The organism is Umezawaea sp. (assembly GCF_036375055.1).
Taxonomy (GTDB): Bacteria; Actinomycetota; Actinomycetes; order Mycobacteriales; family Pseudonocardiaceae; genus Umezawaea.
This window is the reverse complement of record NZ_DASUSQ010000042.1, coordinates 42,111-64,056: the sequence shown is the minus strand read 5'-3', so window position 1 is coordinate 64,056 and position 21,946 is coordinate 42,111. Positions and strand designations below refer to the sequence as shown.

The 21,946-nt window shown below is 72.0% G+C and carries 18 protein-coding genes; 14 read left to right on the top strand and 4 right to left on the bottom strand.

All coding sequences use genetic code 11. The features are described 5' to 3' along the window. Nucleotides 1-32 precede the first annotated feature (32 nt). From VFZ92_RS13025 to VFZ92_RS12960, 14 genes are all read left to right on the top strand, one after another. On the top strand, nucleotides 33-1,604 hold the full coding sequence (locus tag VFZ92_RS13025) for an NAD(P)/FAD-dependent oxidoreductase (RefSeq protein WP_330876141.1): 1,572 nt from the start codon (nucleotides 33-35) through the stop codon (nucleotides 1,602-1,604). Between the two features lie 14 nt (nucleotides 1,605-1,618). Further along, nucleotides 1,619-2,527 (top strand): SDR family oxidoreductase, encoded by a 909-nt coding sequence (locus VFZ92_RS13020; protein ID WP_330876140.1) that lies wholly within the window; start codon nucleotides 1,619-1,621, stop codon nucleotides 2,525-2,527. Next, nucleotides 2,518-5,073 (top strand): long-chain-acyl-CoA synthetase, encoded by a 2,556-nt coding sequence (locus VFZ92_RS13015; protein WP_330876139.1) that lies wholly within the window; start codon nucleotides 2,518-2,520, stop codon nucleotides 5,071-5,073. Before VFZ92_RS13020 ends, VFZ92_RS13015 begins: the two co-directional genes overlap by 10 nt. Then, on the top strand, nucleotides 5,066-5,542 hold the full coding sequence (locus VFZ92_RS13010; protein WP_330876138.1) for a PaaI family thioesterase: 477 nt from the start codon (nucleotides 5,066-5,068) through the stop codon (nucleotides 5,540-5,542). Before VFZ92_RS13015 ends, VFZ92_RS13010 begins: the two co-directional genes overlap by 8 nt. Nucleotides 5,543-5,579: 37 nt before the next feature. Next, on the top strand, nucleotides 5,580-6,980 hold the full coding sequence (locus tag VFZ92_RS13005; protein ID WP_330876137.1) for a cation:proton antiporter: 1,401 nt from the start codon (nucleotides 5,580-5,582) through the stop codon (nucleotides 6,978-6,980). Beyond that, nucleotides 6,977-8,041, top strand: coding sequence for an LLM class flavin-dependent oxidoreductase (locus VFZ92_RS13000; RefSeq protein ID WP_330876136.1), 1,065 nt, complete (start codon nucleotides 6,977-6,979; stop codon nucleotides 8,039-8,041). The genes VFZ92_RS13005 and VFZ92_RS13000 overlap by 4 nt, the downstream gene beginning before the upstream one ends. Beyond that, nucleotides 8,038-9,279 (top strand): MFS transporter, encoded by a 1,242-nt coding sequence (locus VFZ92_RS12995; protein WP_330876135.1) that lies wholly within the window; start codon nucleotides 8,038-8,040, stop codon nucleotides 9,277-9,279. Before VFZ92_RS13000 ends, VFZ92_RS12995 begins: the two co-directional genes overlap by 4 nt. Continuing rightward, nucleotides 9,276-9,731 (top strand): cobalamin B12-binding domain-containing protein, encoded by a 456-nt coding sequence (locus tag VFZ92_RS12990; protein WP_330876134.1) that lies wholly within the window; start codon nucleotides 9,276-9,278, stop codon nucleotides 9,729-9,731. Before VFZ92_RS12995 ends, VFZ92_RS12990 begins: the two co-directional genes overlap by 4 nt. Continuing rightward, nucleotides 9,719-10,954 (top strand): ATP-grasp domain-containing protein, encoded by a 1,236-nt coding sequence (locus VFZ92_RS12985; RefSeq protein ID WP_330876133.1) that lies wholly within the window; start codon nucleotides 9,719-9,721, stop codon nucleotides 10,952-10,954. The genes VFZ92_RS12990 and VFZ92_RS12985 overlap by 13 nt, the downstream gene beginning before the upstream one ends. Further along, nucleotides 10,951-12,435 carry a hypothetical protein gene (locus tag VFZ92_RS12980; RefSeq protein ID WP_330876132.1) on the top strand — a complete coding sequence of 495 codons (1,485 nt, stop codon included), beginning with the start codon at nucleotides 10,951-10,953 and terminating at the stop codon, nucleotides 12,433-12,435. The genes VFZ92_RS12985 and VFZ92_RS12980 overlap by 4 nt, the downstream gene beginning before the upstream one ends. 1 nt (nucleotide 12,436) lies before the next feature. Next, nucleotides 12,437-13,678 (top strand): methylaspartate mutase, encoded by a 1,242-nt coding sequence (locus tag VFZ92_RS12975; RefSeq protein ID WP_330876131.1) that lies wholly within the window; start codon nucleotides 12,437-12,439, stop codon nucleotides 13,676-13,678. Then, entirely contained in the window at nucleotides 13,675-14,910 is a 1,236-nt protein-coding gene (locus tag VFZ92_RS12970; RefSeq protein ID WP_330876130.1) for an ATP-grasp domain-containing protein, read from the top strand. Before VFZ92_RS12975 ends, VFZ92_RS12970 begins: the two co-directional genes overlap by 4 nt. A gap of 85 nt (nucleotides 14,911-14,995) precedes the next feature. Beyond that, on the top strand, nucleotides 14,996-15,979 hold the full coding sequence (locus VFZ92_RS12965) for an asparagine synthetase A (RefSeq protein WP_330876129.1): 984 nt from the start codon (nucleotides 14,996-14,998) through the stop codon (nucleotides 15,977-15,979). Beyond that, complete coding sequence (locus VFZ92_RS12960; RefSeq protein WP_330876128.1) at nucleotides 15,976-17,232, top strand: glutamate synthase-related protein; 1,257 nt, start codon at nucleotides 15,976-15,978, stop codon at nucleotides 17,230-17,232. Before VFZ92_RS12965 ends, VFZ92_RS12960 begins: the two co-directional genes overlap by 4 nt. Nucleotides 17,233-17,319: 87 nt before the next feature. On the opposite strand, the gene VFZ92_RS12955 is transcribed toward VFZ92_RS12960, so the two are convergent. The 4 genes from VFZ92_RS12955 to VFZ92_RS12940 all read right to left on the bottom strand — a co-directional run bounded on the left by VFZ92_RS12955 (nucleotide 17,320) and on the right by VFZ92_RS12940 (nucleotide 21,903). After that, on the bottom strand, nucleotides 17,320-19,101 hold the full coding sequence (locus VFZ92_RS12955) for a thiamine pyrophosphate-requiring protein (protein ID WP_330876127.1): 1,782 nt from the start codon (nucleotides 19,099-19,101) through the stop codon (nucleotides 17,320-17,322). A gap of 276 nt (nucleotides 19,102-19,377) precedes the next feature. After that, nucleotides 19,378-19,833 (bottom strand): SRPBCC family protein, encoded by a 456-nt coding sequence (locus VFZ92_RS12950; RefSeq protein WP_330876126.1) that lies wholly within the window; start codon nucleotides 19,831-19,833, stop codon nucleotides 19,378-19,380. A gap of 279 nt (nucleotides 19,834-20,112) precedes the next feature. Further along, nucleotides 20,113-20,784, bottom strand: coding sequence for an AIM24 family protein (locus tag VFZ92_RS12945; RefSeq protein WP_330876125.1), 672 nt, complete (start codon nucleotides 20,782-20,784; stop codon nucleotides 20,113-20,115). Between the two features lie 57 nt (nucleotides 20,785-20,841). Next, nucleotides 20,842-21,903: a hypothetical protein gene (locus VFZ92_RS12940; RefSeq protein WP_330876124.1), complete on the bottom strand. Its 1,062-nt coding sequence runs from the start codon at nucleotides 21,901-21,903 to the stop codon at nucleotides 20,842-20,844. Nucleotides 21,904-21,946: the final 43 nt, after the last annotated feature.

Genomic DNA, 21,946 nt, shown 5'->3' with positions numbered 1-21,946 from the left:
CCGGCGCGGACCGACTCGGACGGAGCGGAATCATGGAAGCAGTCGAACGTTACGACGTCGTGGTGTGCGGCGGCGGCCTGGCAGGGTTGACGCTGTCGAGGCAGCTCAAGCGGACCATGCCGGACCTCGCGGTGCTGGTGCTCGAACGGACCTCGGGGGACATCCCGGACGGTGCCCACAAGGTCGGGGAGGCCACGGTCGAGGGGGGTGCGAACTACCTCACCGAGCAGCTCGGCCTCACCGGCTACTTCAACACGCGGCACCTGCACAAGCTGGGCCTGCGCATGTTCTTCGGCGATCCGCACGGACCGTTCGAGGCGCGACCGGAGATCGGTGCGCGGCGGTTCGCGCGCGTGCCGTCCTACCAGATCGACCGGGGCATCCTCGAACGCGATCTGCGGAAGGGCAGCCACGAGCTCGGTGTCGACCTCGTCGAGGGCGCCAAGGTGATCGACGTCGACCTCTCCTCCACCGGCGACGACCACGTCGTCCACTACCAGGTGCCGGGTGAGGGCGGCGAGCGCGAGGTCAGGGCGCGCTTCGTCGCCGACGCGTCCGGTCGCCACCGGCTGCTGCAGCGCAAGCTCGGCCTGGGCACCCCCAGCCCGCACGAGATCAACGCGGCGTGGTGGCGCTTCCGCGGCGAGTACGACGTCGAGCGGATGGCGGCGGCCACGAGCCCGACGTGGACGCCGAAGACGCAGGAGCGCAGGTGGTTCTCCACCAACCACCTGATGGGTCGCGGCTACTGGGTGTGGATGATCCCGCTGGCGTCGGGGAACACGAGCGTCGGCATCGTCACCGACGAGCGCATCCACCCCTTCAAGACGTACGCGACGGAACCGAGGGCGCGCCAGTGGCTCGCCGAGCACGAGCCGACGCTCGCGGCGTTCGTGGAGCACGCCGAGGTCCTCGACTTCTTGAAGCTGCGGAACGTGAGCCACGGGTCCGAGCAGGCCTTCTCGCACGACCGGTGGTCCTGCGTCGGTGAGGCGGCGGTCTTCCTCGACGCGTTCTACAGCCCTGGAACGGACTTCATCGCCTACACGAACACCATCACGACGCGGCTCGTCGAACTCGACCGCGCGGGCCGCCTGACCGCCGACGTCGCCCAGCGGTACAACCGGTTGCTGCTCGACGACCTCTGGCCGAACTACCTCCAGGTGTACCAGGACAGCTACGGCATCTTCGGGCACGCGCCTGCCATGTTCACGAAGGTCATGTGGGACACGTCGTACTACTGGTCGCTCCCCTCGCAGATGCTGTTCCGCGGTCTGTTCAAGAGCGAGGACGCCGCCGCCGAGTTCCACCCCATCGCGGCGAGGTTCCTGCCCATCCAGAAACGCATGCAGGCGAACCTGCGCGCCTTCGCCGCGCAGGCGGCCCAACCGGACAGGTACCTGTTCGTCGAGTACAGCAAGGTGCCCATCTGCGCCGAGCTGCACCTGGACCTGCTCACCGAGAAGACCGCCGACCAGACCTTCCGCGACATGCGGAACAACGTCGACCGGTTGGAGGCCTGGGCGGACGCGTTCGAGCGGGAGATCGCCAAGGAGTGCGACCTGCCGCGCGACGAACCGGTCGCGGTGGTGGCGGGCCGGTGACCGGTGGAGGGGACGTGACCAGCTTCGACGGCAGGGTGGCGATCATCACCGGCGGCAGCCGCGGCATCGGCAGGGCGATGGCGCTCGCGCTGGCGAGCCGGGGAACGGCGGTGGTGGTCGCGGCCAAGACGATGGAGAGCGGCGGCAGGCTGCCGGGAAGCGTCCCGGAGACCGTCCGGGAGGTCGAGGCGCGCGGTGGCTCGGCCTTGGGGGTGCGGTGCGACGTCCGCGACGAGGCGGACCTGAAGAACGTCGTCGACCAGGCCGTCGAGCGGTTCGGCCGCGTGGACATCCTGCTGAACAACGCGGGCGCCATGTGGCTCCAGGGGGTCGAGGCCACGCCGCCGAAGCGGTTCGACCTGATGATGGACGTCAACTCCCGCGCGCCGTTCCTGCTCGCGCACCACTGCCTTCCCCACATGCGGCGGCGGAACTGGGGCCACATCGTGAACATGAGCCCGCCGATCGGCCTCGACGTGCTCGACCACGTCAGGGGGAAGGTCGCCTACATGGCGTCCAAGCTCAACGCCACGCTGCTGACGCTCGGCCTGGCCGAGGAGTTGGCGGGGACCGGCATCGCCTGCAACTCGGTGTGGACGCAGACGCTCATCGGGACGGCGGCGACGCGGAACCTCGGCATCGGCGCCCCCGAGGACTGGCGGCGCGAGGACGTCGTCGTCGACGCCATGATGGCGGTGCTCGAACAGGACCCGGCGGAGCACACCGGGAGCACCCTGCTCGACGCGGAGATCCTCCAGCGCCTCAAGGGGATCGACGACCTGTCCCGGTACCGGTTCGTGCCCGATCGGGAACCGGCTCCGATGACGTGGGACCGCTGGGACCGCCTCGCGGACGAGGCGCGCGAGAAGTACTTCGCCGCCATGACGGCCGTCGACGCGGCGAAGGGCGCACAGTGGCACTGACGCAGCGAATCCGGTCGCACCGGGTCCTCGCACGGGGCCTGCTCGAAGGTGCGCGCTCGAACCGCACGCTGGCGCTCGAACTCGAGCGCAGGAGCAGGCACGGGGCGAGCGCCTTCCTGCTCCACGAGGACGAGCGGTTCACCTACGCGCAGGCCAACCGGCTCGTCAACCGCACCGCGCACGCGTACCGGGCGAACGGCCTGCGCAAGGGCGACGTCCTCGCCCTGCTCATGGAGAACCGCCCCGAGTTCGTCTGGCACTACCTCGCGGCGGGGAAGCTCGGCGTCGTCGTGGCACTGGTCAACACGCGGGCGCGTGGCGACGGGCTCGCGCACGCCCTGTCCGTGTGCGGGGCGACCCACCTGATCGTCGGTTCGGAGTGCCTGCCCGCGTTCCTGGCGGTCCGGGACCGCGTGGCGGACGACCTGATCGCCCACTGCCTGGTGGACGAGGACGGGACGGCGCCCGGTACCGCGGGCCTCGCGCGGTTCGTGCCGAGCGGGACGTCCACCGACCCGCCCGAGACGGCCGGGCACACCCTCGGTGACACCGGCGCCTACATCTTCACGAGCGGGACGACCGGGCTGCCCAAGGCCGCCGTCATGAGCTACCAGCGGTTGACCACCGTCGGACGGGTGACCGGCGCCCTGGGGTGGCGTTTCCAGCCGGGGGACGTGGTCTACAACTGCCTTCCGCTGTTCCACACCAACGCTCTGGTGATCGCCCTGTCGAGCGTCCTCGCGCACGGGGCCGCGCTGGCGCTCGCACGCCGGTTCTCGGCCGGTGGGTTCTGGCGCGACGTCCACCGCTACCGGGCGACGGGCTTCAACTACGTCGGCGAGATGTGCCGGTACCTGGTCAACACGCCGCCCGGCGACCACGACCGCGGGCACCGGGTGCGCGTCATCGTCGGCCAGGGGTTGCAGGCCGACGTCTGGACCGCCCTGCGGGACCGGTTCGAGGTACCGCGGATCGTCGAGTTGTACGCGTCCACCGAGGGCAACATCGCCACGATCAACCTGACGGGGGAGGTCGGGTCGGTCGGCAAGCTGCGCCTCGGCGGCACACTGGCGAAGTGGGACTTCGAGCGCGACGACTTCGTCCGCGAGGGCGGGCGGCTGGTGCGGTGCGGGCCGGGGGAGACCGGCGTCCTGCTCGGACCCATCCGGAAGCGAACGCCCTTCGGCGGCTACCGGGACGAAGGGGCCACCCGCGCGAAGATCGTCACGAATGCCTTCCGCGACGGGGACGCGCTGTACGACACGGGCGACGTCTTCCGCCTCGACGAGCGGAACAACCTGTTCTTCGTCGACCGGTTGGGCGACACCTTCCGCTACCGGGGCGAGAACGTGTCGACCACCGAGGTGCAGGAACAGCTCGTGCGGTGGCCGGGCATCGCCGCGGCCAACGTCTACGGCGTGCCGGTACCGGGACGCGAGGGCCGCGCCGGGATGGCGGCCGTCGTCCTGGCCGACGGCGCTCGGTTCGACGGCGCGGCGCTCGCCGCGCACCTCGATTCGGCGCTGCCGCGCTACGCGCAGCCCGTCTTCATCCGCGTGCTGCCCTCGCTGGAGACGACGGCGACGCTGAAACTGACCAAGTCGTCGCTCCAGCGCCAGGGTTTCGCCCCAGGGGAAGGCGAGCCGCTCTACGTACGCGACGCGGGGGACCCCACCTACCAGGAACTCACGCCGGAACGCTACGACGCCGTCGTTCGGGGCGAGGAGAGGGCTATGACTCTGAAGGGAACGTCCGACCAGGTGGGCTCGCCGTCCTCGGCGCCCCTGTTCGTGCACAGGTCGGGAACCGGGCCGCCGGTCGTGCTGGTGCACGGCGGGCTGCCGCCGAAGGTGACGTGGGCCGGTCAGCACGAGCTCGAAGCCCGGTGGTCGCTCATCGTTCCGAGCCGTCGGGGCTACCCGCCCAGTCCGGCCGCGTCGTTGCAGGACTTCCTCGTCGACGCCGACGACCTGGTGGACCTCATCGCGGGGGAGCCCGGCGGCGTCCACCTGGTCGGGTTCTCCTACGGCGGCTTGGGGGCGTTCCTCGCGGCCGAGCGGCTGCCGGACCGGGTCCGGTCGCTGACCCTGATCGAGGTGCCGCTGTGGACCGCGGCCGGGGACGACGAGTTCGTCGAGGAGTTGGCGGCCCTGGCCGACCGGTTCGCCGCGAGCGCGGACGACGCGCAGGCCGAGAGCGAGTTCTACGCCGTCGCGGGCGTGGACCGGACCATGCTGGTCGGGCAGGACGCCGACGTCCGCCACGCGATGGCGCTGTGGCGCGAACTCCGTTCGCCGCGGGAGGCGCGGCCCCGGTTCGACGTGATCACCGGGGCGGGCACGCCGACGCTGGTCGTCTCGGGGGAGCACCACCCCGCGCTGGAGCGGCTGTGCGACGCCCTCGCCACCCGGCTCGACGGGCAGCGGGTCCGCCTGCCCGGAGCGGGGCACGCCGTCCAGCACGCGCCGGGGTTCAACCCGGTCCTGGAGAAATTTCTGACCGAGGCGGAACACCGCCGCGGCGAGGCAGGAGCCACCCATGAGTGACGACGCGACGGTTCGCGGGCACGACGAGATCCAGGAGCTCACCTTCGAGCTGTTCCGCGGCGTCGCCCCGCCAGGGGTCACCCTCGCCCTCCCCCCGCCGTCGGTGAAGGTGTTCGACATCCGGTACGAGGAGTACGTTCCCGCCCGGTCGTTGACGGCGGTGGTGCGGGTGTCGCCGCAGCACGCGAACGCCGTGGGCCTGTTGCAGGGCGGGTTCCTGTCCGCGATGTTCGACAACCTCATCGGGCCTCTCAGCTACCTCACCGCGCGCGGACCGACGACGACGCTGGAACTGTCGACCCACTTCCTGCGCGCGGTGGTTCCCGGAGACGAGCTGAGGTTGATCGCCGAGGTCCGCAAAGCCGGGCGAACGGCCATCTACATCGCCGCGGAGGCCTACGGCGGTGGTGGCAAGCTGGTGGCGACAGCGATGTCCACGGTGCACGTCATAGCGATGCCGACCCCCTAGGGGACCTGTCGACTCCTGATCTAGGCGAGGCTGATGCATGCCCTCATTACTAGAGGTCACGACGCACTTCTTCCTACAGGTCGCGGTCATTCTCGTGACCTGCCGCCTGCTCTGGCCGGTGTTCCGGCGGCTCGGCCAGGTCCAGGTGGTGGCGATCATGGCCGCCGGCTTCGTGCTGGGGCCCACGGTGTTCGGCTGGGTCTGGCCCTCCGGACAGGAATGGCTCTTCCCCACCGCGCTGGACGTCGGCGGGGCGACGGTGACGCACCCGAACCTGACCGCCATCTACGTCGTGGGCCAGATCGGGCTCGTGCTGTACATGTTCCTGGTGGGTGCGTCGTTCAAGCTGGAGATCCTCCGGTCGCACCTGGGAAAGGCCGGGGCCACGTCGGCCGCGGGCATCGTCTTCCCCCTGCTGCTGGGGGGCGTGGTCGGCGTGTGGCTGGTGGGCCAGGGCGACTACTTCACCGACAAGGTCAGCAGTTGGCAGGGCGGGCTGTTCCTGGCGGCGGCGGTCGCGATCACCGCGTTCCCGATGCTGGCCTGGATCGTCCACGCCTCCGGTCTGCTGAACACCCGGCTCGGCACGATGTCGCTGTCGTGCGCGGCCGTCGACGACGCCTGCGCCTGGGTGCTGCTGGCGACGGTCGTCGCCACGACGAAGGCGAGCATGGCGGGCGCCCTCCTCGCGATCGGCGGGGGCCTGGCCTACCTGGCCTTCATGACCTTCGTCGCACGCCCCCTCCTGAAGCGGCTGAACACCTGGACGCCGGGCGACGACGACCGGGAACGCAGCGGTGGCCTGCCCGTCGCTCCGCTCACGGTGGTGCTGCTCGTCGTGCTGCTGGCGAGCTGGTTCACCGACTACGTCGGCATCTACTCGGTCTTCGGTGCGTTCGTGGCGGGCGCGGTGATGCCGCGCGGCGCGTTCCTCGACGCCATCCGTGAGCGGTTCGAGCCACTGGTCGCCTACCTCCTCCTCCCGGCCTTCTTCATCTACTCGGGGCTCAACACCGAACTCAGCCTGATCCTCGATCCGCGGGTGCTGCTGGTGACGGTCGTCGTGCTGGTCGTGTCGTTCGTGGGCAAGTTCGGCGCCATCGGACTGGTGGCCCGGTGGCAGGGGATGAGTTGGCGCGAGGCGGGCGCGATGGGCGCGCTCGCCAACGCCCGCGGGTTGATGGAGCTGATCCTCCTCAACATCGGCCTCTCCGCGGGCCTGATCACCAACCAGCTCTACACGGTCCTCGCCCTGATGACGATCATCACCACCTTCGCGGCCACACCGGTCATGCGGGTGTTCGAGCGAAGCGGGTGGAAGAGGGGCATCGTCTTCGGGTCCTCCGGCGAGGAGGCCCGGACGTCCGGGGAAGCGGCGGAGGGTTCTCGCGACGACGCGGCCGGTGGTGCTCTGCGGCCGACGAGGGGGCAGAAGTGAGCGGGTTGAGGTTCCACTGGTGCTCTCCCCTGGACAGCGGGCAGAAGAAGGCCAGCGAGAAGTACCAGACCGGTGAACTCGACTTCGACGGGATCGTCGACTTCGCGCGGGAGGCGGACGACCTCGGCGTGGATTCCCTGCTGATGGGGATCAGCTACCACATGCCCGATCCGCTGCCGATGATCGGCGCGCTGGTCCGCGAGACCGATCGAGCCACGTTCATCCTCGCCTACCGGCCCGGCCTGCTCTCGCCGACGCTCTTCGTCCAGGTGGTGAACACCATCTCGTGGATGTCCGACGGCCGGATCTCGCTGAACCTGGTCGCGGGCATCTCGCCCGTCGAACAGGCGTACTACGGCGACTTCCTCGCCCACGACGACCGCTACGCGCGGTCGAACGAGTTCCTCGACGTGCTGCACCGCTTCTGGCGGGGGGAGTCGCCGCTGACCCACGACGGAACGCACTACCGCATCGAGGAGGCCCAACTCGGCCTGGGCTACAAGGGTGGTGGCCGCCCCAGGATCTACATCAGCGGGGCCTCCGGTGTGGCGCAGGCGACCGCGATCGAGCACGGCGACTGCTGGCTGCGCTACGGCGACACCCCCGAGGGCATCGCGCGGGCCGCCGCGCCCGTGCTGGCGCAGGGCTGCTCGGTCGGCATCCGGATGCACGTGCTGGCGCGGGAGAGCAGGGCCGAGGCGCTGCTCGCGCTGGAGGACATGATGCGCGACCCGGACGAGCAGCACCGGAAGTGGGTCCACGACTTCGTGGCGAAGTCCGACTCCGAGGCGGTGAAGACGTCCTTCCGGCTGGCCGGTGCGGCGGGCGACGACTGGTTGTCCCCGATGCTGTACTCCGGCGCGGTCGCCTACCGGGGCGGTCCGGCGCTGTGCGTCGTCGGCAGCTACCAGGAGGTCGCCGACTACCTCTACCGGTACAAGGCGTCGGGGGTCAGCGAGTTCATCTTCTCCGGGTGGCCCACCCGCGACGAGATGCGGATCTTCTACACCCACGTGCTGCCGCTGGTCCGCGAGCACGAACGCGCCGAGAGAGCGTCATGACGGCCGTGTCCCGCGCGCACCGGGGCCTGTTCGGCTGCGGTGTGCTGCTGGGTCTGATCGCCGAGCAGATGGTGCTGTTCGCCGTGCCGCTGCTGATCTTCCAGGACACCGGGAGCGTCGGCACCCTGGGGCTGGCGTTCGCGCTGGAGTGGCTGCCCGCCCTGATCGCCTACCCGTTCGCCGGGCTGTTGGCCGACAGGGACGGCGGTGCGCGGCTGTTCTCGCGGGTCACCGGCGGGCGTGCCGTGGTGCTGGCGGTGGTCGCGCTGATCTGCCTGCTGGCGCCCTCGTTCACCACGGCGGCGCTGCTGACCAGCGGTGTGGTGCTGTCCGTGCTGGTCGCGCCGGTGCGGATGTCGATCGAGAAGATGGTCCCCCAGCTGGCGCGCGGTGAGCGGTTGGCACCCATGCAGTCGCTGGTGCAGAACATGGAGCTGCTGGCGATGGCGCTCGGGCCCGCGCTCGCGCTGCTGGCCGCGCTGGTCGTGGGCAAGGTGTGGCTGCTCGTCGTGGCGGCGACCGTGTTCGCGGTCGCGGCGGCCTGTTGGCTGCCGTTGCCGCGCGGGGAACGGGTCCCCGGCAGGAGCAGCGCGCGGGAGATCCTCGCCGAACTCGGCCTCGGCTGGACGCTGCTGCTGGCCAACCGCCCGGTGGTGCTGCTCGGGTCGCTGAACTTCTCGATCAACCTGGTCTTCGCCACGGTGCTCAGCGCGAACGCCGCGCTCATCACCGGCGTGTTCCGGGCGCCGGAGTCGTCCTTCGCGCTGCTCAACACCTGCGTGGGCGTGACCGGTCTGCTCAACCTGCTCGCGATCCCGTTCCTGCTGCGGAAGGTGCCGGTGGAGGGGCTGGGCGTGTTCGGGTTCGCGCTGGCGGGCGTCGGGCTCGTGGTGCTGGGCGTCGCGCCGTCGTTCCTGGTCTACGGACCGGCGTTCGTGCTGTCGCTGGCCGGGATCGCCTACTTCAACGTGTTCAACCGGACCCAGCGGGTGCGGGTCATCCCCTCCGCGCACCTCGGCAAGGTGATGGGCCCCTTCTACCTGCTCAACCTGCTGTCCTACCCGATCGGCGGCCTGCTCGTGGCCGGTGTGGGCTCGGCCTTCGGCCCGCAGCGGCTGGTGGCCTTGCTCGCGGTGCTGCTGTGCGTGGTCGGCTCGGTGCTGCTGCCGCTGACGATCCGCGGTTTCCGGCGCGCGCTGGCCGCCTCCGCCCCCGTTCCCGCGGGAGGCACGGCATGAGACGCGCCCTGGTGTGCACCGTGGAGTCCGACGCGCACATCTGGAACCTGGTGTACCTGGAGAAGCTGCTGGAGGAGCACGGGATGCGGGTGCGGAACCTCGGCTGCTGCACGCCGATCACCGAGGTCGTGCGAGCGGTGGCCCGCCGCAGGCCGGACCTGCTGGTGGTGTCGAGCGTGAACGGCCACGGCCACCACGGCGCCCGCCTGCTGCTGTCGGCGTTGCGCCGCGACGGACTGGACGTGGCCGTCGTGGTGGGCGGGAAGCTCACCACCGCGGAGTCGGACAACGTCCGGGTCCGCGAGGACCTGCTGGCCCGTGGGTGCGCCGAGGTGTTCACCGGGGAGGACGCGGTGCCCCGGTTCCGGGAGTTCCTGCGCGCGCGCCTGCCGGTTCGCCACCCGAGCGCGCGGGACACCACCGAGACGGGAGTGCGGTCGTGCACATTGTGATCGTCAACCGCTGGCCCAGGTTCTCCGACGGGGTGCGGTGGGACAACGAGCTGACCCGGTACGAGGAGTTCGTGGACCACGACCGCCACCGGGTGAGCTACGTGGTCGACGGCCCTGGGGCGCGGGGCGTCCTGGTGGCCCAGGAGAAGATCGCGCACCTGGTGCTGGTGGACGACGTGAACGTCTTCACGTCCCTGCGCGACGCGGTGGCCGAGGTGGTGGAGGAGGTCGGACCGGTGGACCGGCTGATCGCGCTGTCGGAGTTCACCCTGGAGATCGCCGCTCAGGTGCGTGAGGACCTGGGCGTTCCGGGGCCGACGACAGAGGAGGTCGCGGTCTACCGGGACAAGGTCCGGATGAAGGAGGTCCTCGCCGGTGCGGGGGTGCGGGTGCCCGCGTTCGAGCCCTGCGAGGACCTCGCGCGGTGCCGCGCCTTCGCCGCCGCCCACGGCTACCCGGTGATCCTCAAGCCGGTGAACAGCGCGGGGAGCATCGGGGTGCACCGCGTGGACGACGAGGCCGCGCTGACCGCGCTGCTGCCGACCGTCGACCTGGCCCGCTACGAGATCGAGGAGTTCGTGCCGGGCAGGATCTTCCACGTCGACGGGTACGCGGACGCCGACTCGGGCATCCCGTTCCTGGTCGTGTCCCGGTACGTCAACGACTGTCTCGACTTCGTCTCCGGCGCGCCGCTCGGGTCCGTGGTCGTCGGGCGCTCCGCGCTGCGGGACCGGGTCGAGGAGTTCACCCGCGACTGCGTCTCGGTGCTGCGGATGCGTCGTCTGCCGTTCCACCTGGAGCTGTTCGTCACGCCGGACGACGAGCTGGTGTTCCTGGAGATCGGCGGCCGGGTGGCGGGCGCCGACGTGCCGCACCTGCTGAACAAGCTGTTCGGCGTCAACCTCTACGAGACCTGGCTGCGCGACCTGTCCGACGAGCCGGTACCCGTGCCCGTCAAGGACCGCGACTCCAGCGGCGGCTGGCTGATCATCCCCAAACCCGACCGGCCGGTGCGGGTGGTGCGGTCCTCGTCGATGGCCGGGCGCGTGCCCGCGGTGTGGCGCGAGCTGGTGCCGCACGTCGGAGACGTGCTGGAACCCGGCGGCAGCTACGACGCCCTGCACAGCGGGCGGTTCATCCTGCTCGGCGACGACGAGGACCGCGTGGAGGCCGACATCCGCCACATCATCGCGGACTACGACCTGGAGGTGACGCCGCTGTGAACACCCGTGAGGACGACCGCGCACTCTTCGACGGCCTGGCCTGCTACCTGAGCGAGGTCGAACTCGCGGGCGTCGACGCGATCGGCGCGAAGCTGGTGCAGGCCGCGGGCGGTGTCGACGAGCTGGCCGACTACAAGGTGATGGTCGCCTACGGCGGCGGGAAGGACAGCACCTACGTCGTCGCGTTCGTGCGCGCCGTCCAACTGCGACTGCGGCTCGACCACGACCGGACCTTCGTGATGCGCGTGGCGAACATGCGGCACGCAGGCGTTCCCCAGGCGGTGATGGACAACATCGACCGCGTCTACCGGGTCCTGGGGCTGCTGGACGACGAACGCGCCGAGCTGCTGACCGTCGACCACACGGAGGTCCGCCCGTTCCGCCGCGACCTGCCGATGCCTGATCGCCTGCGTGCCGTCAACCGGCTCGACGTCCTGATGAACGGCCACCGCAGCGCGGGCGACGGCAGGCCGACCTTCTGCAACAGCTGCAACCTCGCGGTGGCCGACTTCTACGGCCGCGTGGTGTGGTGGCGCGGCGGCGTGGACGCGGTGATGACCGGCGACTCCCGGCGCGAGCAGGCGCTGTACGCGGCGTGGATCCGCAGGCTGGCCGTCGAGTGCGGCATCGACGTGGCGTCGACGCGCGGGATGGGGTTCGGGGCCGTGCTGACCGCGCTGCGCGGCATCGGCGAGGCGTACGTGCGCGAGCTGTTCGGCGAGGACAGCGCGGCGGAGCTGGCCGAGCGCGAGGTGTCGGCGGGCGACCCGTCCTCCGAGCCGGTGTTCATGTCCATCTACGACCTGGTCGGCTACCGCGTCCACGACCACTGGAAGCTGATCGTGGACTTCCTGGGCTTCCGGTTCGACGACCTGGCGTTCAGCTTCACCGAGTCCGACTGCGGCAACCCCTCCCTGATGGCCCACCTGCGCGGGCTGCGCGCGCGGTACGTCGCCGGCCGGACCTACGAGGAGGGCGTCACCGAGTACCTGCGGCTGGCGGAGCAGTTGATGCGCATGAAGGAGATGCCGGACGAGTTGATCCGGCTCGCCACGGGGCGCTACGGCACGCCGGAGGGGATGGCCGAGCGCAGGCGGATCGCCGAGGAGTTCGCCGGGGACGCCTTCGACCTCTCGGAGGACGCACTGGTGGCGATGGTGTTCTCACCGTTCACCGACGGGGGCGAGCGGTTGCGCGCGTTCCTGGAGCGGTGCCATCCCGCCCGTCTCGGCGACGAGCCCGCGCTGCGCGCGGTGCTGCGGGGCGATTCCGATGATCCGGACGCCGTCGCGTGGCTCGAAGGCGTGTCGGCGCTGAGCGTGGCGCGGCTGCGCACGCTCTACCGCAGCGCGCTGGTGGACTTCCACGACAAGGAGTCCATGATCGCCCGCGTCCGCGCGGGCGACCCGCACAAGCACCGGGTGCAGACGGTTGACCCGCGGAACGGGCAGCGCGTCTCCGAAGTGATCTCGGGGCGGTGACGTGGGAGGCCACCTGGACCAGTTCGTGACCGCGAACCGGGAACACCACAGGCTCGTCGTGCAGCCCCGCATGGGATTCGGGCAGGTCCACGCCATGCGGGAGGGCCTGCGCGCGGTCGCGGCGCTGGAGCTGCCGGTGGTGGGCACCATCACGCTGGACAGCCACACCCGCGTCGGCGACTACCTGACGCCGTTGCGGCGCTTGGCCGACGGCGACGAGCTCAACGGCTACCCGCTGGTCTCCCACCCGGTCGCGACCACCCGCACCATGCTCGACGGCCTGAACGGCCCGGCGTTCCCGATCCAGGTGCGGCACGGCACGGCACTCCCGCAACGGGTGTTCCGCCGCCTGGTGCGCGTCGGCCTCGACGCGACCGAAGGCGGTCCGGTGTCCTACTGCCTGCCCTACAGCCGGGTCCCCCTGGCCGAGGCGGTCGCGGCGTGGGCGGAGAGCTGCCGCTTCCTGGCGGGGGAGACCGAGCACGGGCACGTCGAGAGCTTCGGCGGGTGCCTGCTGGGCCAGCTGTGCCCACCCTCGCTGCTGGTGGCGACGACGTTGCTGGAGGGGCTCTACTTCCGCGCGCACGGCCTGCGCCACCTGTCGCTGAGCTACGCGCAGGGCCCGCACGACGAGCAGGACCGCGGGGCTCTGCGCGCACTGCGGGCCCTCGCCGAGGTCTACCTCGGCGACGTCGCGTGGCACGTCGTGCTCTACACCTACATGGGTCAGTTCCCCCGGACCGCGGCAGGCGCGGCCGGACTGATCCGGGCCGGCGCCCGGTTGGCCCGCGACACCGGCTGCGAGCGCCTGATCGTCAAGACGGTCTCCGAGGCGTGGCAGATCCCCAGCGTCGCGGACAACGTGACGGCGCTCCGCCTGGCCGCGGAGGAGGCCGCCGGGCCGCCGGAGCCACCCACCGCGGTGCAGGACGCCTTCCGCGACGAGGTCCTCTCCGAGGCCCGGTCGATCGTCGACGCGGTGCTCGACCTCGACCCGGACATCGGGTCGGCCCTCGTCGGAGCGTTCGCCCGCGGCGTGCTGGACATCCCGTTCTGCCCCCACCCGGACAACCGCGCCGTCGCCACCTGCGTGGTGGACGGACGCGGTGCGCTGGTGTGGGGCCGGACGGGGAACGTGCCGGTGCCGGGCCCGGCGCGCGAGATCGAGCGGCTCAGCTCCGACCGGCTGCTCGCGATGCTCAACCACGTCGCGCGCCGCTACGACGGCGAGGTGGCGTCATGACCCCCCGGTCAGTCCTGGTGCTGGTGGACGCGTTCTCGACCGGCGCGCTTCTCGCGCGGCACGCCGCGGACCGCTACCGGCTGCTGCACGTCAGGTCTCGCCAGGACATGCCGGCCGCGTTCGCCGGGAGCCTGCCGCGGGAGTTGTTCGAGGACGACCTGACCTACCCCGACGACGTGGACGGGGTGGTGCGACGGGTGGCGCGACGAGCGCCCGTCGCGGTGATCGCGGCCAGCGAGTTCGGTGTGGAGGTGGCCGACGAGCTGGCGAACGCGTTGGGGTTGCGCGGCAACGACCCCGCACTGTCCACGGCCAGGCGCGACAAGGCCCGCATGATGGAGGTGCTGCGCGCCCGCGGGGTCCGCACCCCGCGCCAACTGCGTGGCACGCGCGTCGCGGAGCTGGTGGCGTGGCGGCGCGCCGAAGGGCTGGCCCGCGTCGTGGTGAAGCCGGTGGACAGCGCCGGGTCCGACGACGTGTACACGTGCGACACCGACGAGGAGATCGCGGCCGCGTTCGACACCACCATGGGCAAGCGCAACCTGATGATGCGGACCAACGACGCGGTGCTGGTCCAGGAACACCTGTGCGGCGAGGAGTTCGTGGTCAACTCGGTGAGCCGCGACGGGCGGCACTGGTTCACCGACGCCTGGGTCAGCCGCAAGGCGGTGCTGGCGGACAAGCGGGCGATCTACGACCACGAGGACCTGCTGCCGCCCGACGACCCCGACCTGGACGTGATCCTGCCCTACGTCGCCGACGTGCTGGACGCGCTCGGCATCCGGGAGGGGCCCGCGCACACCGAGCTGGTGCTCACGGCGGACGGACCGTGCCTGCTGGAGACGGCGGCACGGGTGTCCGGCCTGGCCAACCCGCCCGCTCTCGACCGCGCCACGGGCGCCGACCAGGTGGGCCTCACGCTGGAGTGCTACGCACCCGACGCCACGGCGCTGACCAGCAGGCGGTCACGGTACCCGCGGCTGGCCGCGGCGCGGTGCGTCAACCTGATCGCACGGCGCGAGGTCCCCCTGCCGTCGGCGGTGTTCCGCGCCGCGCTGACCGAGCTGCCCGCGTTCGAGAGCCTGCGGTTCCGGATCGCGGACGGGGCTCGAACCCGCCGGACGGTGGACCTGAACTCCTCTCCCGGCGTGGCGTTCTTCGTGCACCGCGACCAGGGGGAGATCGACAAGGCGTACGAGCTGCTGCGCGGACTGGAGCACGAGCTGCTGTGAACGGGGACGGCACGGGGATCGCGGTGGCCGACGGCTTCCCGCGCGAAGCGGCGAGCGCGCGCGTCGGACGGACAGGAGGACGGTCGTGACCACGACACCAGAACCGCCCACGCCGGTGGACCACCTCAGGTCTCCGCGCACCAGGGCGGCCCTGCGGGTGCAGAACTGCCTGGTCGACGCGGCACGGGAGTTCCTGCGCGGCGAAGGGGGGACCGAAGTCAGGCTGCCGGTCATCGGCCCGGTGACCGACCCCGGCGCCCGAGGGGCCAAGCAGGTCGACGTCGACTACTACGGCAAGCGCTACCGGCTCATGACCAGCGCGATCCTGTACAAGCAGGCCACGCTGGCGACGTTCGGCTCGATCTACACCATCGCGCCGAACGTGCGTCTGGAGCCGCTGGACACCGCGGTGACGCACCGGCACCTGGCGGAGTTCCACCAGATCGACGTCGAGGTGGCGGACGCGACGCGCGAGGACGTGATGCGGCTGGCGCAGCAGCTCGTGTCGCGCGTGGTGAAGGAGTGCCTCGACCGGTGCGCGAGCGAGCTGGCCGAACTCGGCCGCGACCTCGTCGCGCTGGCCGTTTCCGGTGAGACCTTCGACGTGCTCCCGCACCGGCGGGCCGTGGCGGCGCTGGTGGACGCGGGCCACCCGCAGGACCCGCACGCCGAGATCGACTGGCAGGGCGAGGAACTGCTCTCCAGGCGCGCCCCCAGGCCGTTCTTCGTGATCGACTACCCCAAGGGCAGCCGCGGCTTCTACGACCGCGAGAGCCGCACCGAACCCGGTGTGCTGCGCAACTTCGACCTGCTGGCGCCCGAGGGGTACGGCGAGCTCGCCAGCGGGAGCGAGCGGGAGTCGGACTACGCGAGGATCGTCACGCGGATGCGCGAGACCGGTGAGAACCCCGCGAAGTACGGCTGGTACCTGGACTGCGTCCGCGCGGGCATCCCGGCCAGCTCCGGGTTCGGCATCGGCCTGGAGCGGCTCACCCGGTACGTGGCCGGTTTGGCGGCGGTGTGGCAGGCCAGCGCGTACCCCAAGGTGCCGGGGGTGTTCTCGCCGTGACGGCGCTGTCCGCGCCGGGTTTCCCGGAGACCGCCGTCCGCGACCGCGCCCGACGCGGTGAGGCGGCGGCCTTCCCGCCGCACGAGGAGTACGGCCGCGCCGTGTTCGGCTCGGTGGCGGGCACGGGCGGCGATCCGCTGGACGCACTGCGGATCGTGCCACCGGTCCTGATGCCGCGCAGGCTGGAGAAGCTGGTCGAGCTGGGGCGCGAACCGCTGCCCGAGGACGTCGACCTGACCACGCGGCTGGGCGGCTTCGGCTCGGCGCTGCCCCTGTACGTCTCGGCCTTCGGCTCCACGAGCCTGGCCAGCGACGGCCTGGGCCTGGCCGTCGCGCGGCAGGCGGGCGCGTTGGGCGTCCCGCTCGTCGTCGGCGAGAACGTCGTGCCGGTCACGGGGTACGGACGGGTGGAGGAGTCCGCGGGGCGGGCGATGCTGCTCGACCGGATCCGGGCGTACGCCGAGGAGTCCCGGTCGGAGCTGGGCGGTGTCGTGGTGCAGCAGAGCACCGAGGACGCCGACGCGGAGGTGTGGAACCTCGTCTACAGCGATCCCAACGTGACACCGCTGCTGGAGGCCGGGCGCCTGGGGTTCGAGCTGAAGGTGGGCCAGGGCGCGAAGCCGGGCCTGGGCGGCATGACGCTGGTCGACACCGCCACGGCGGAACGCCTGGCCGACACCTACGCGCTCGGCACCTCGACGGGCTCGCGGGTCCACCGGTCGAGCAGTCCGGGAACCTTCACCTCGGACATCCTGGGCAGCCAGGTCCGGTTGATGCGCAACAACTTCCCCCGCTGCCGGATCTGGGTGAAGCTGCCTCCTGGCCGCGACGTCGCCGACGCCGCGGCCATCGCCTGGGCCGAGGGCGCGGACGCGGTCACCGTCGACGGGGCCGAGGCGGGCACCGGCTGGGCCCCGACGTCCTTCCTCGACGTCGGGCTCCCCCTCGGTGAGTGCCTGGCCCGCATCGGCCGCCCGGCGACGAGCCTGCTGGCCAGCGGTCGCATGTGGGAGGGCACCCGCGCGACGAAGGCGCTGGCCCTGGGGGCCACCGGGATCGGCCTCGGGCGAGCGGCGCTGCTGGCCGTCCACGAGCGCCGCGCCGACGGCCTCGTGAACCTGGTGCGGTGCCTCGCGCTGGAACTGCGGCTCCTGATCAGCGCGCTCGGCAAGTACGCGGTCGCCGACCTGGGCCGCGAGGACCTGTGGCCCGCCCCGTGCGGGCACCCGCCGCCGGGAACGCCGCAGCCCTGACCGCCGGGCGCGGAGCCGAGGCCCGCCTGCCACGACCGCGGCGCCGGCGCGCCGCGCGGCGTCCCCCGATCCACCCGCGCACACGGGTCACCTGTCGTCCGCGTCCGCCTCGCGCTGCCGCTCCACGTTCCGCCGCGCGGCGTCACCGTCGGGCTCCTGCGCCAACCCCCGGTGCACCATCTCGGCCTTCTCGTCGGGCAGGTGCGGGGGCAGCAGGGGCACCGCCGGGTCGACGACCGCCTCCACGACCACCGGCCGGTCGGCCGCGAACGCCTCCCGCCACGCCTCGGCCACCGCGTCCGGGGAGTCGACCCGGATCCCGCGCAGCCCCAGCAGGTCCGCGTAGCGCGCGTAGGGGAAGTCGGGCACCCGCTGCGACGTCGGGAAGCGCGGGTCGCCCTCCATCTCCCGCTGCTCCCAGCTGACCTCGTTCAGGTCGCCGTTGTGCAGCACCAGCACGACGAACCGAGGATCGCTCCACGAGCGCCACCGGTCCGCCACGGTGATCAGCTCCAGCAGGCCGTTCATCTGCATCGCTCCGTCACCGGCCAGCGCGACCACCGGCCGGTCCGGGGCGTGCAGCTTCGCCGCCAGCCCGTAGGGCAGCGCGCAGCCCATCGACGCCAGGTAGCTCGACGTGTGCGCGGGCACGCCGGGGGGCAGGGCGAGGTGGCGGGCGTACCAGTACGTCGACGACCCGACGTCGACGGCCACCTGGACGTCGGCGGGCAGGTGGTCGGACAGCTCGCGCACGACCCGCTCCGGGTTGAGCGGCGTCGCGGGCTCCAGCGCCCGCTGCTCGGCCAGCGCCCGCCACCGCCGCACGCTGCCCTCCACCCGGTCGAGCCACGCCCGGTCGGGGTTGCGCGGCAGCAGCGGCAGCAGTGCGCGCAGCGTCTCGCCCGCGTCGCCGACCAGCGCCACCTCCACCGGGTACTTGCTGCCGACCACGCGGGCCTCGACGTCGATCTGCACGGCCCGCGCCCGCCCCGGCTCCGGGTAGAACTCGGTCCACGGGTCGTTGCACCCGAGGATCAGCAGCGTGTCGCACCCGGACAGCAGTTCCGCGCTGGCGGTCGTGCCCAGGTGGCCCATGACGCCGGTGTGCCACGGCTCCCGCTCGGACAGCACGGGTTTCCCGAGCAGGGACACGGTCACCCCGGCGCCCAGCACGTCCACGAGCCGCTCGACCTCGGCGACGGCCCCGGCCGCGCCGCGACCCGCGAGCACGGCCACCCTGCGGCCCCTGCCCAGGACGTCGGCCGCCCGCCGCAGGTCGTCCTCGTTCGGCAGCAGCCTCGGCGTGCCGGTGACCGCGGAGGAGGGGACGACGCCGTGGCTGTGCGGCAGGTCGTCGACGGCGTCGGCGCGCTGCACGTCGTGCGGGATGATCAGGCACGTCGGCGTGCCGGTCGCGATGGCCGTGCGCATCGCGTTGTCCAGCAGCACCGGCAGCTGCTCGGGCGCGGACACGGTCTGGAGGTACTGGCCGCACACGTCCTTGAACAGCGTGTGCAGGTCCACCTCCTGGAGGTAGCCGGTGCCCAGCGCGCTGGAGACGATCTGGCCGACGATCGCGACGACCGGGCGGCGGTCGAGCTTGGCGTCGTAGAGGCCGTTGAGCAGGTGGATCGCACCAGGCCCCTGGGTCGCCACGCACACCCCCGGCGTGCCCGCGTACTTGGCGTGGCCCGTCGCCATGAACGCGGCCATCTCCTCGTGCCGGACCGGCACGAACTCCGGGTCGCCGTCGGCGCGGTGCAGCGCGGCCAGCAGCGGGTCGATGCCGTCCCCGGCGTAGCCGAACACCCTGGGCACCTCCCAGGTGCGCAACCGCTCCACCACGGCGTCCGCCACCGTGCGGGCCATCACGCCGCCCCGCACTTCCGCGTACCGCGTCCCGTCGACAACCGCATGTGTCCTCCTCAGCCCGATCGCCGGGGTTTTCCCGCGACACGGCGTCCGAAACGGCCGAGCCGGGGTCGCCTTCGGACCGGTCACCGCGTTTGAACGCCGCGGCCGTGGGTAGGGGCGCGTCCGAAGTGGACCGACCACGGCGCGACCGGACGCCGTGCCGCGCTCCTCCCGCCCGACGACCACCTCGTGGAACCGCGCGGGAGCGCCTCGGCCGAGGCGCGAGCCCGCTCACCCGGCCACGGCGCCGCTGCGGGCCTCGATGGCCTCGACGGTGTTCTTCAGCGCCTTGCCCAGCACACCCCTGCCCACCGACCCGAGCAGGAAGCCGGTCACGCGGCCCTTGAGGTTGCGGCCCTCGCGCACCACCACGACGTCCAGCACGGTCGTGCCGTCCGGCTGCGGCGTCAGCGTGTACGTGTGGCCCGACCGCCCGCCCCAGGTGTTCGAGTCGGTGGTCGTCATGACGACCCTGCGCGGGTCCGACCAGTCGTAGCGCAGGCGTTCCCAGATCCCGCCCGCGCCCTCGGTCACGTCGGCCCAGTCGGAGCCCCTGTCGTGGACCTCCAGGTACTCGTCGGCGCTGTTGCCGAACAGCAGCGCGCGGCCGGGTCCGAAGTCGGTGAGCGCGGCGAGTACCTGCTCGGGCGTCGCGGTGGTCTTCTCGACGAAGTGGATCGTGGACATCGTGGTCTCTCCCGCGTCTCGGTCGGCTCGCTCCAGGCTGCCCGAGCGGGGCGCTCCACCGAGCCCGTGAGACCCCCCGGCCCCCACCCCGGTCCCGCAGGTCGCCTTGACGCGAGCCTCCCGGCGGCCGCGCCCCGAGCACCACGGTGATCACCGACTGGAGGTCCTGCACGACCGACGCACCCGACCTCGCGGTTCCGGCCCGGATGGACAGCCCGGTGCGGCCCGCTCCACGCGACGGCCACCGGCGGCGCTCGACGCCGCCGGTGGCCGTGGCCGTCACTGCGCGGCGGGCTGCGGGTGCCCCTCGGACGCCTGCACGACGACGATGCCCTGGCCCGACAGCGCGAGCTGGTACGCCTCACCCGAGCCGCGGCCGATGACGGCACCGAGCTTCGCCGTCTTGCGGATCGAGGACTGGAGCGAGGTGGACCACAGGACGGCGGACTGCATGTCGACGAACGTCGGCACGTCCACGTTCAGCACGACCGGCGTCCCGTAGGCGGTGACGGCGAGCGCCCCCGTGCCCTTGAACGTCGTGTTGAACAGGCCGCCGCTGAGCATCGACGCGCCCTCGGTGCGGTTGATGTCCCACGTGAGCGAGCTGTCGAACGCGAGCACGTTCTTGCCGTTGACCGTGACGCCCTCGTCCTCCAGGTAGAGCACGAACACCTCGTCGGCGTCCTGGGCGAGGAACACGTCCCCGCTGCCCGACACCTTCATCAACGACATGCCCTCACCCGTGAAGGCCTTCTTGAACAGCTTCCCGAGACCGCCGCTGCCCTCGTAGGCGAAGTCGACGTCGCCCTGGTAGGCCACCATCGACCCCTGCTTGGCGAAGAAGAACCCGCCGCTGCCGGTGAGGTCCACCTTCAGCATGCGGTCGTTCTGCAACTGGAAACTACCGGGCTCGACGGCCCGCTCGGCGTGGTTGAACAGTGAACTGCGCATACCCAGATGATGCAGGTGATCATCGGCGAACGCACCCCGCGCCACGCCGGTGCGGGCTCACGCGGGCGGGCTCAGCGCGGTGATCCTCCGCGCCACGACCAGGAGGCCGTCCGGTGCGTCCTCCTCCAGCGCCGCGGCCAGGTCGTCGAGCAGGTCCCAGTAGAACCACTTGTCCGGCCACTCCAGGGGGATCGACGCGACCCGCACGGCGCACGCGCGCACCGCCAGCCGCGTCCGCACGACGACGGCCTCCCCGTCGTAGGCCGGTGGCTCCCACAACCTGCTCGCGGTGGACAGCTCCGCGAGCAGCGCGGCGTGCGCCTCCCCCGCGGCCGCGCGCTTCCCGCTCCCGGTGCGACCGGCCAGCACGTGGTCGGCGCCCACCTGGAGCGCGGCGGCGACGAGCACCACGACCCCCGTCTTGACGGCCTCCTTGAGCGCCGACTCGCCCACGGCGAACGCGCCCGACGCCGCCGAGGCGAGCGCGACGGCCCCGAGCAGGACGAACCTGGACACGAAGGCCACCAGCCGGTCGAGCAGCGACTGGTCCTCGGTGGCCAGCACCTGCCGCAACCGCTGGCGCAGCCAGGTGATCTGCTCCAGCGCCCGCAGCCGCTGGGCCGGGGTGAGCCCGCCGTGCCCGGCCAACGCGTCCACGACCGCGCTGACGCGGTCGGGCGGCAGACCGAGGAACTCGCCCACCGCCTCGAAGGGCAGCGCGGAGATCGCGGAGATCGCCACGAGCCGGGGCACGGCGTCGCGCACGCGCTGCCGCGACCTGCCCCGGCCGGACCGGCGCAGGTGCTCCTCCGCACCGTCCAGCAGCACGTCGAGGTCGCCGACGACCCCGACCAGCGCCTTGGCCGCGAGCCGCTGGTCGCCCGCGGCGCGCGCCGCCGCCCGCTCCTCCTCGTGGTACAGCAGGAGTTCGAGCACGGGTGGCGCGGCGGAGGTCTTCTCGTCGTGGCGTCGCCGCTCCGCGACGACGGTGTCGTCCTCGGGCCGTGGAGCGGGGAGCTGCTCCGCCGCCTTCCGCGCCCTGTCGACGAGCGAGGAGTCGGTCTCGCGCTTCTGGCGGACGACGTCGTCCTCGCGTCGGAAGGGGGTGGAATAGCTCATCGCACTCCTCTCACCACGCGCCAGCCTACTGATCGACGCCGGG

Bases quoted from the DNA above. Each gene is read 5' to 3' on its own strand.
- VFZ92_RS12995 (WP_330876135.1), top strand. From the start codon at position 8,038: ATGACGGCCGTGTCCCGCGCGCACCGGGGCCTGTTCGGCTGCGGTGTG.
- VFZ92_RS12955 (WP_330876127.1), bottom strand. From the start codon at position 19,101: ATGGCCCGCACGGTGGCGGACGCCGTGGTGGAGCGGTTGCGCACCTGG.
- VFZ92_RS12970 (WP_330876130.1), top strand. From the start codon at position 13,675: ATGACCCCCCGGTCAGTCCTGGTGCTGGTGGACGCGTTCTCGACCGGC.
- VFZ92_RS12990 (WP_330876134.1), top strand. From the start codon at position 9,276: ATGAGACGCGCCCTGGTGTGCACCGTGGAGTCCGACGCGCACATCTGG.
- VFZ92_RS13025 (WP_330876141.1), top strand. From the start codon at position 33: ATGGAAGCAGTCGAACGTTACGACGTCGTGGTGTGCGGCGGCGGCCTG.
- VFZ92_RS12945 (WP_330876125.1), bottom strand. From the start codon at position 20,784: ATGCGCAGTTCACTGTTCAACCACGCCGAGCGGGCCGTCGAGCCCGGT.
- VFZ92_RS13005 (WP_330876137.1), top strand. From the start codon at position 5,580: ATGCCCTCATTACTAGAGGTCACGACGCACTTCTTCCTACAGGTCGCG.
- VFZ92_RS12940 (WP_330876124.1), bottom strand. From the start codon at position 21,903: ATGAGCTATTCCACCCCCTTCCGACGCGAGGACGACGTCGTCCGCCAG.
- VFZ92_RS12950 (WP_330876126.1), bottom strand. From the start codon at position 19,833: ATGTCCACGATCCACTTCGTCGAGAAGACCACCGCGACGCCCGAGCAG.
- VFZ92_RS13010 (WP_330876138.1), top strand. From the start codon at position 5,066: ATGAGTGACGACGCGACGGTTCGCGGGCACGACGAGATCCAGGAGCTC.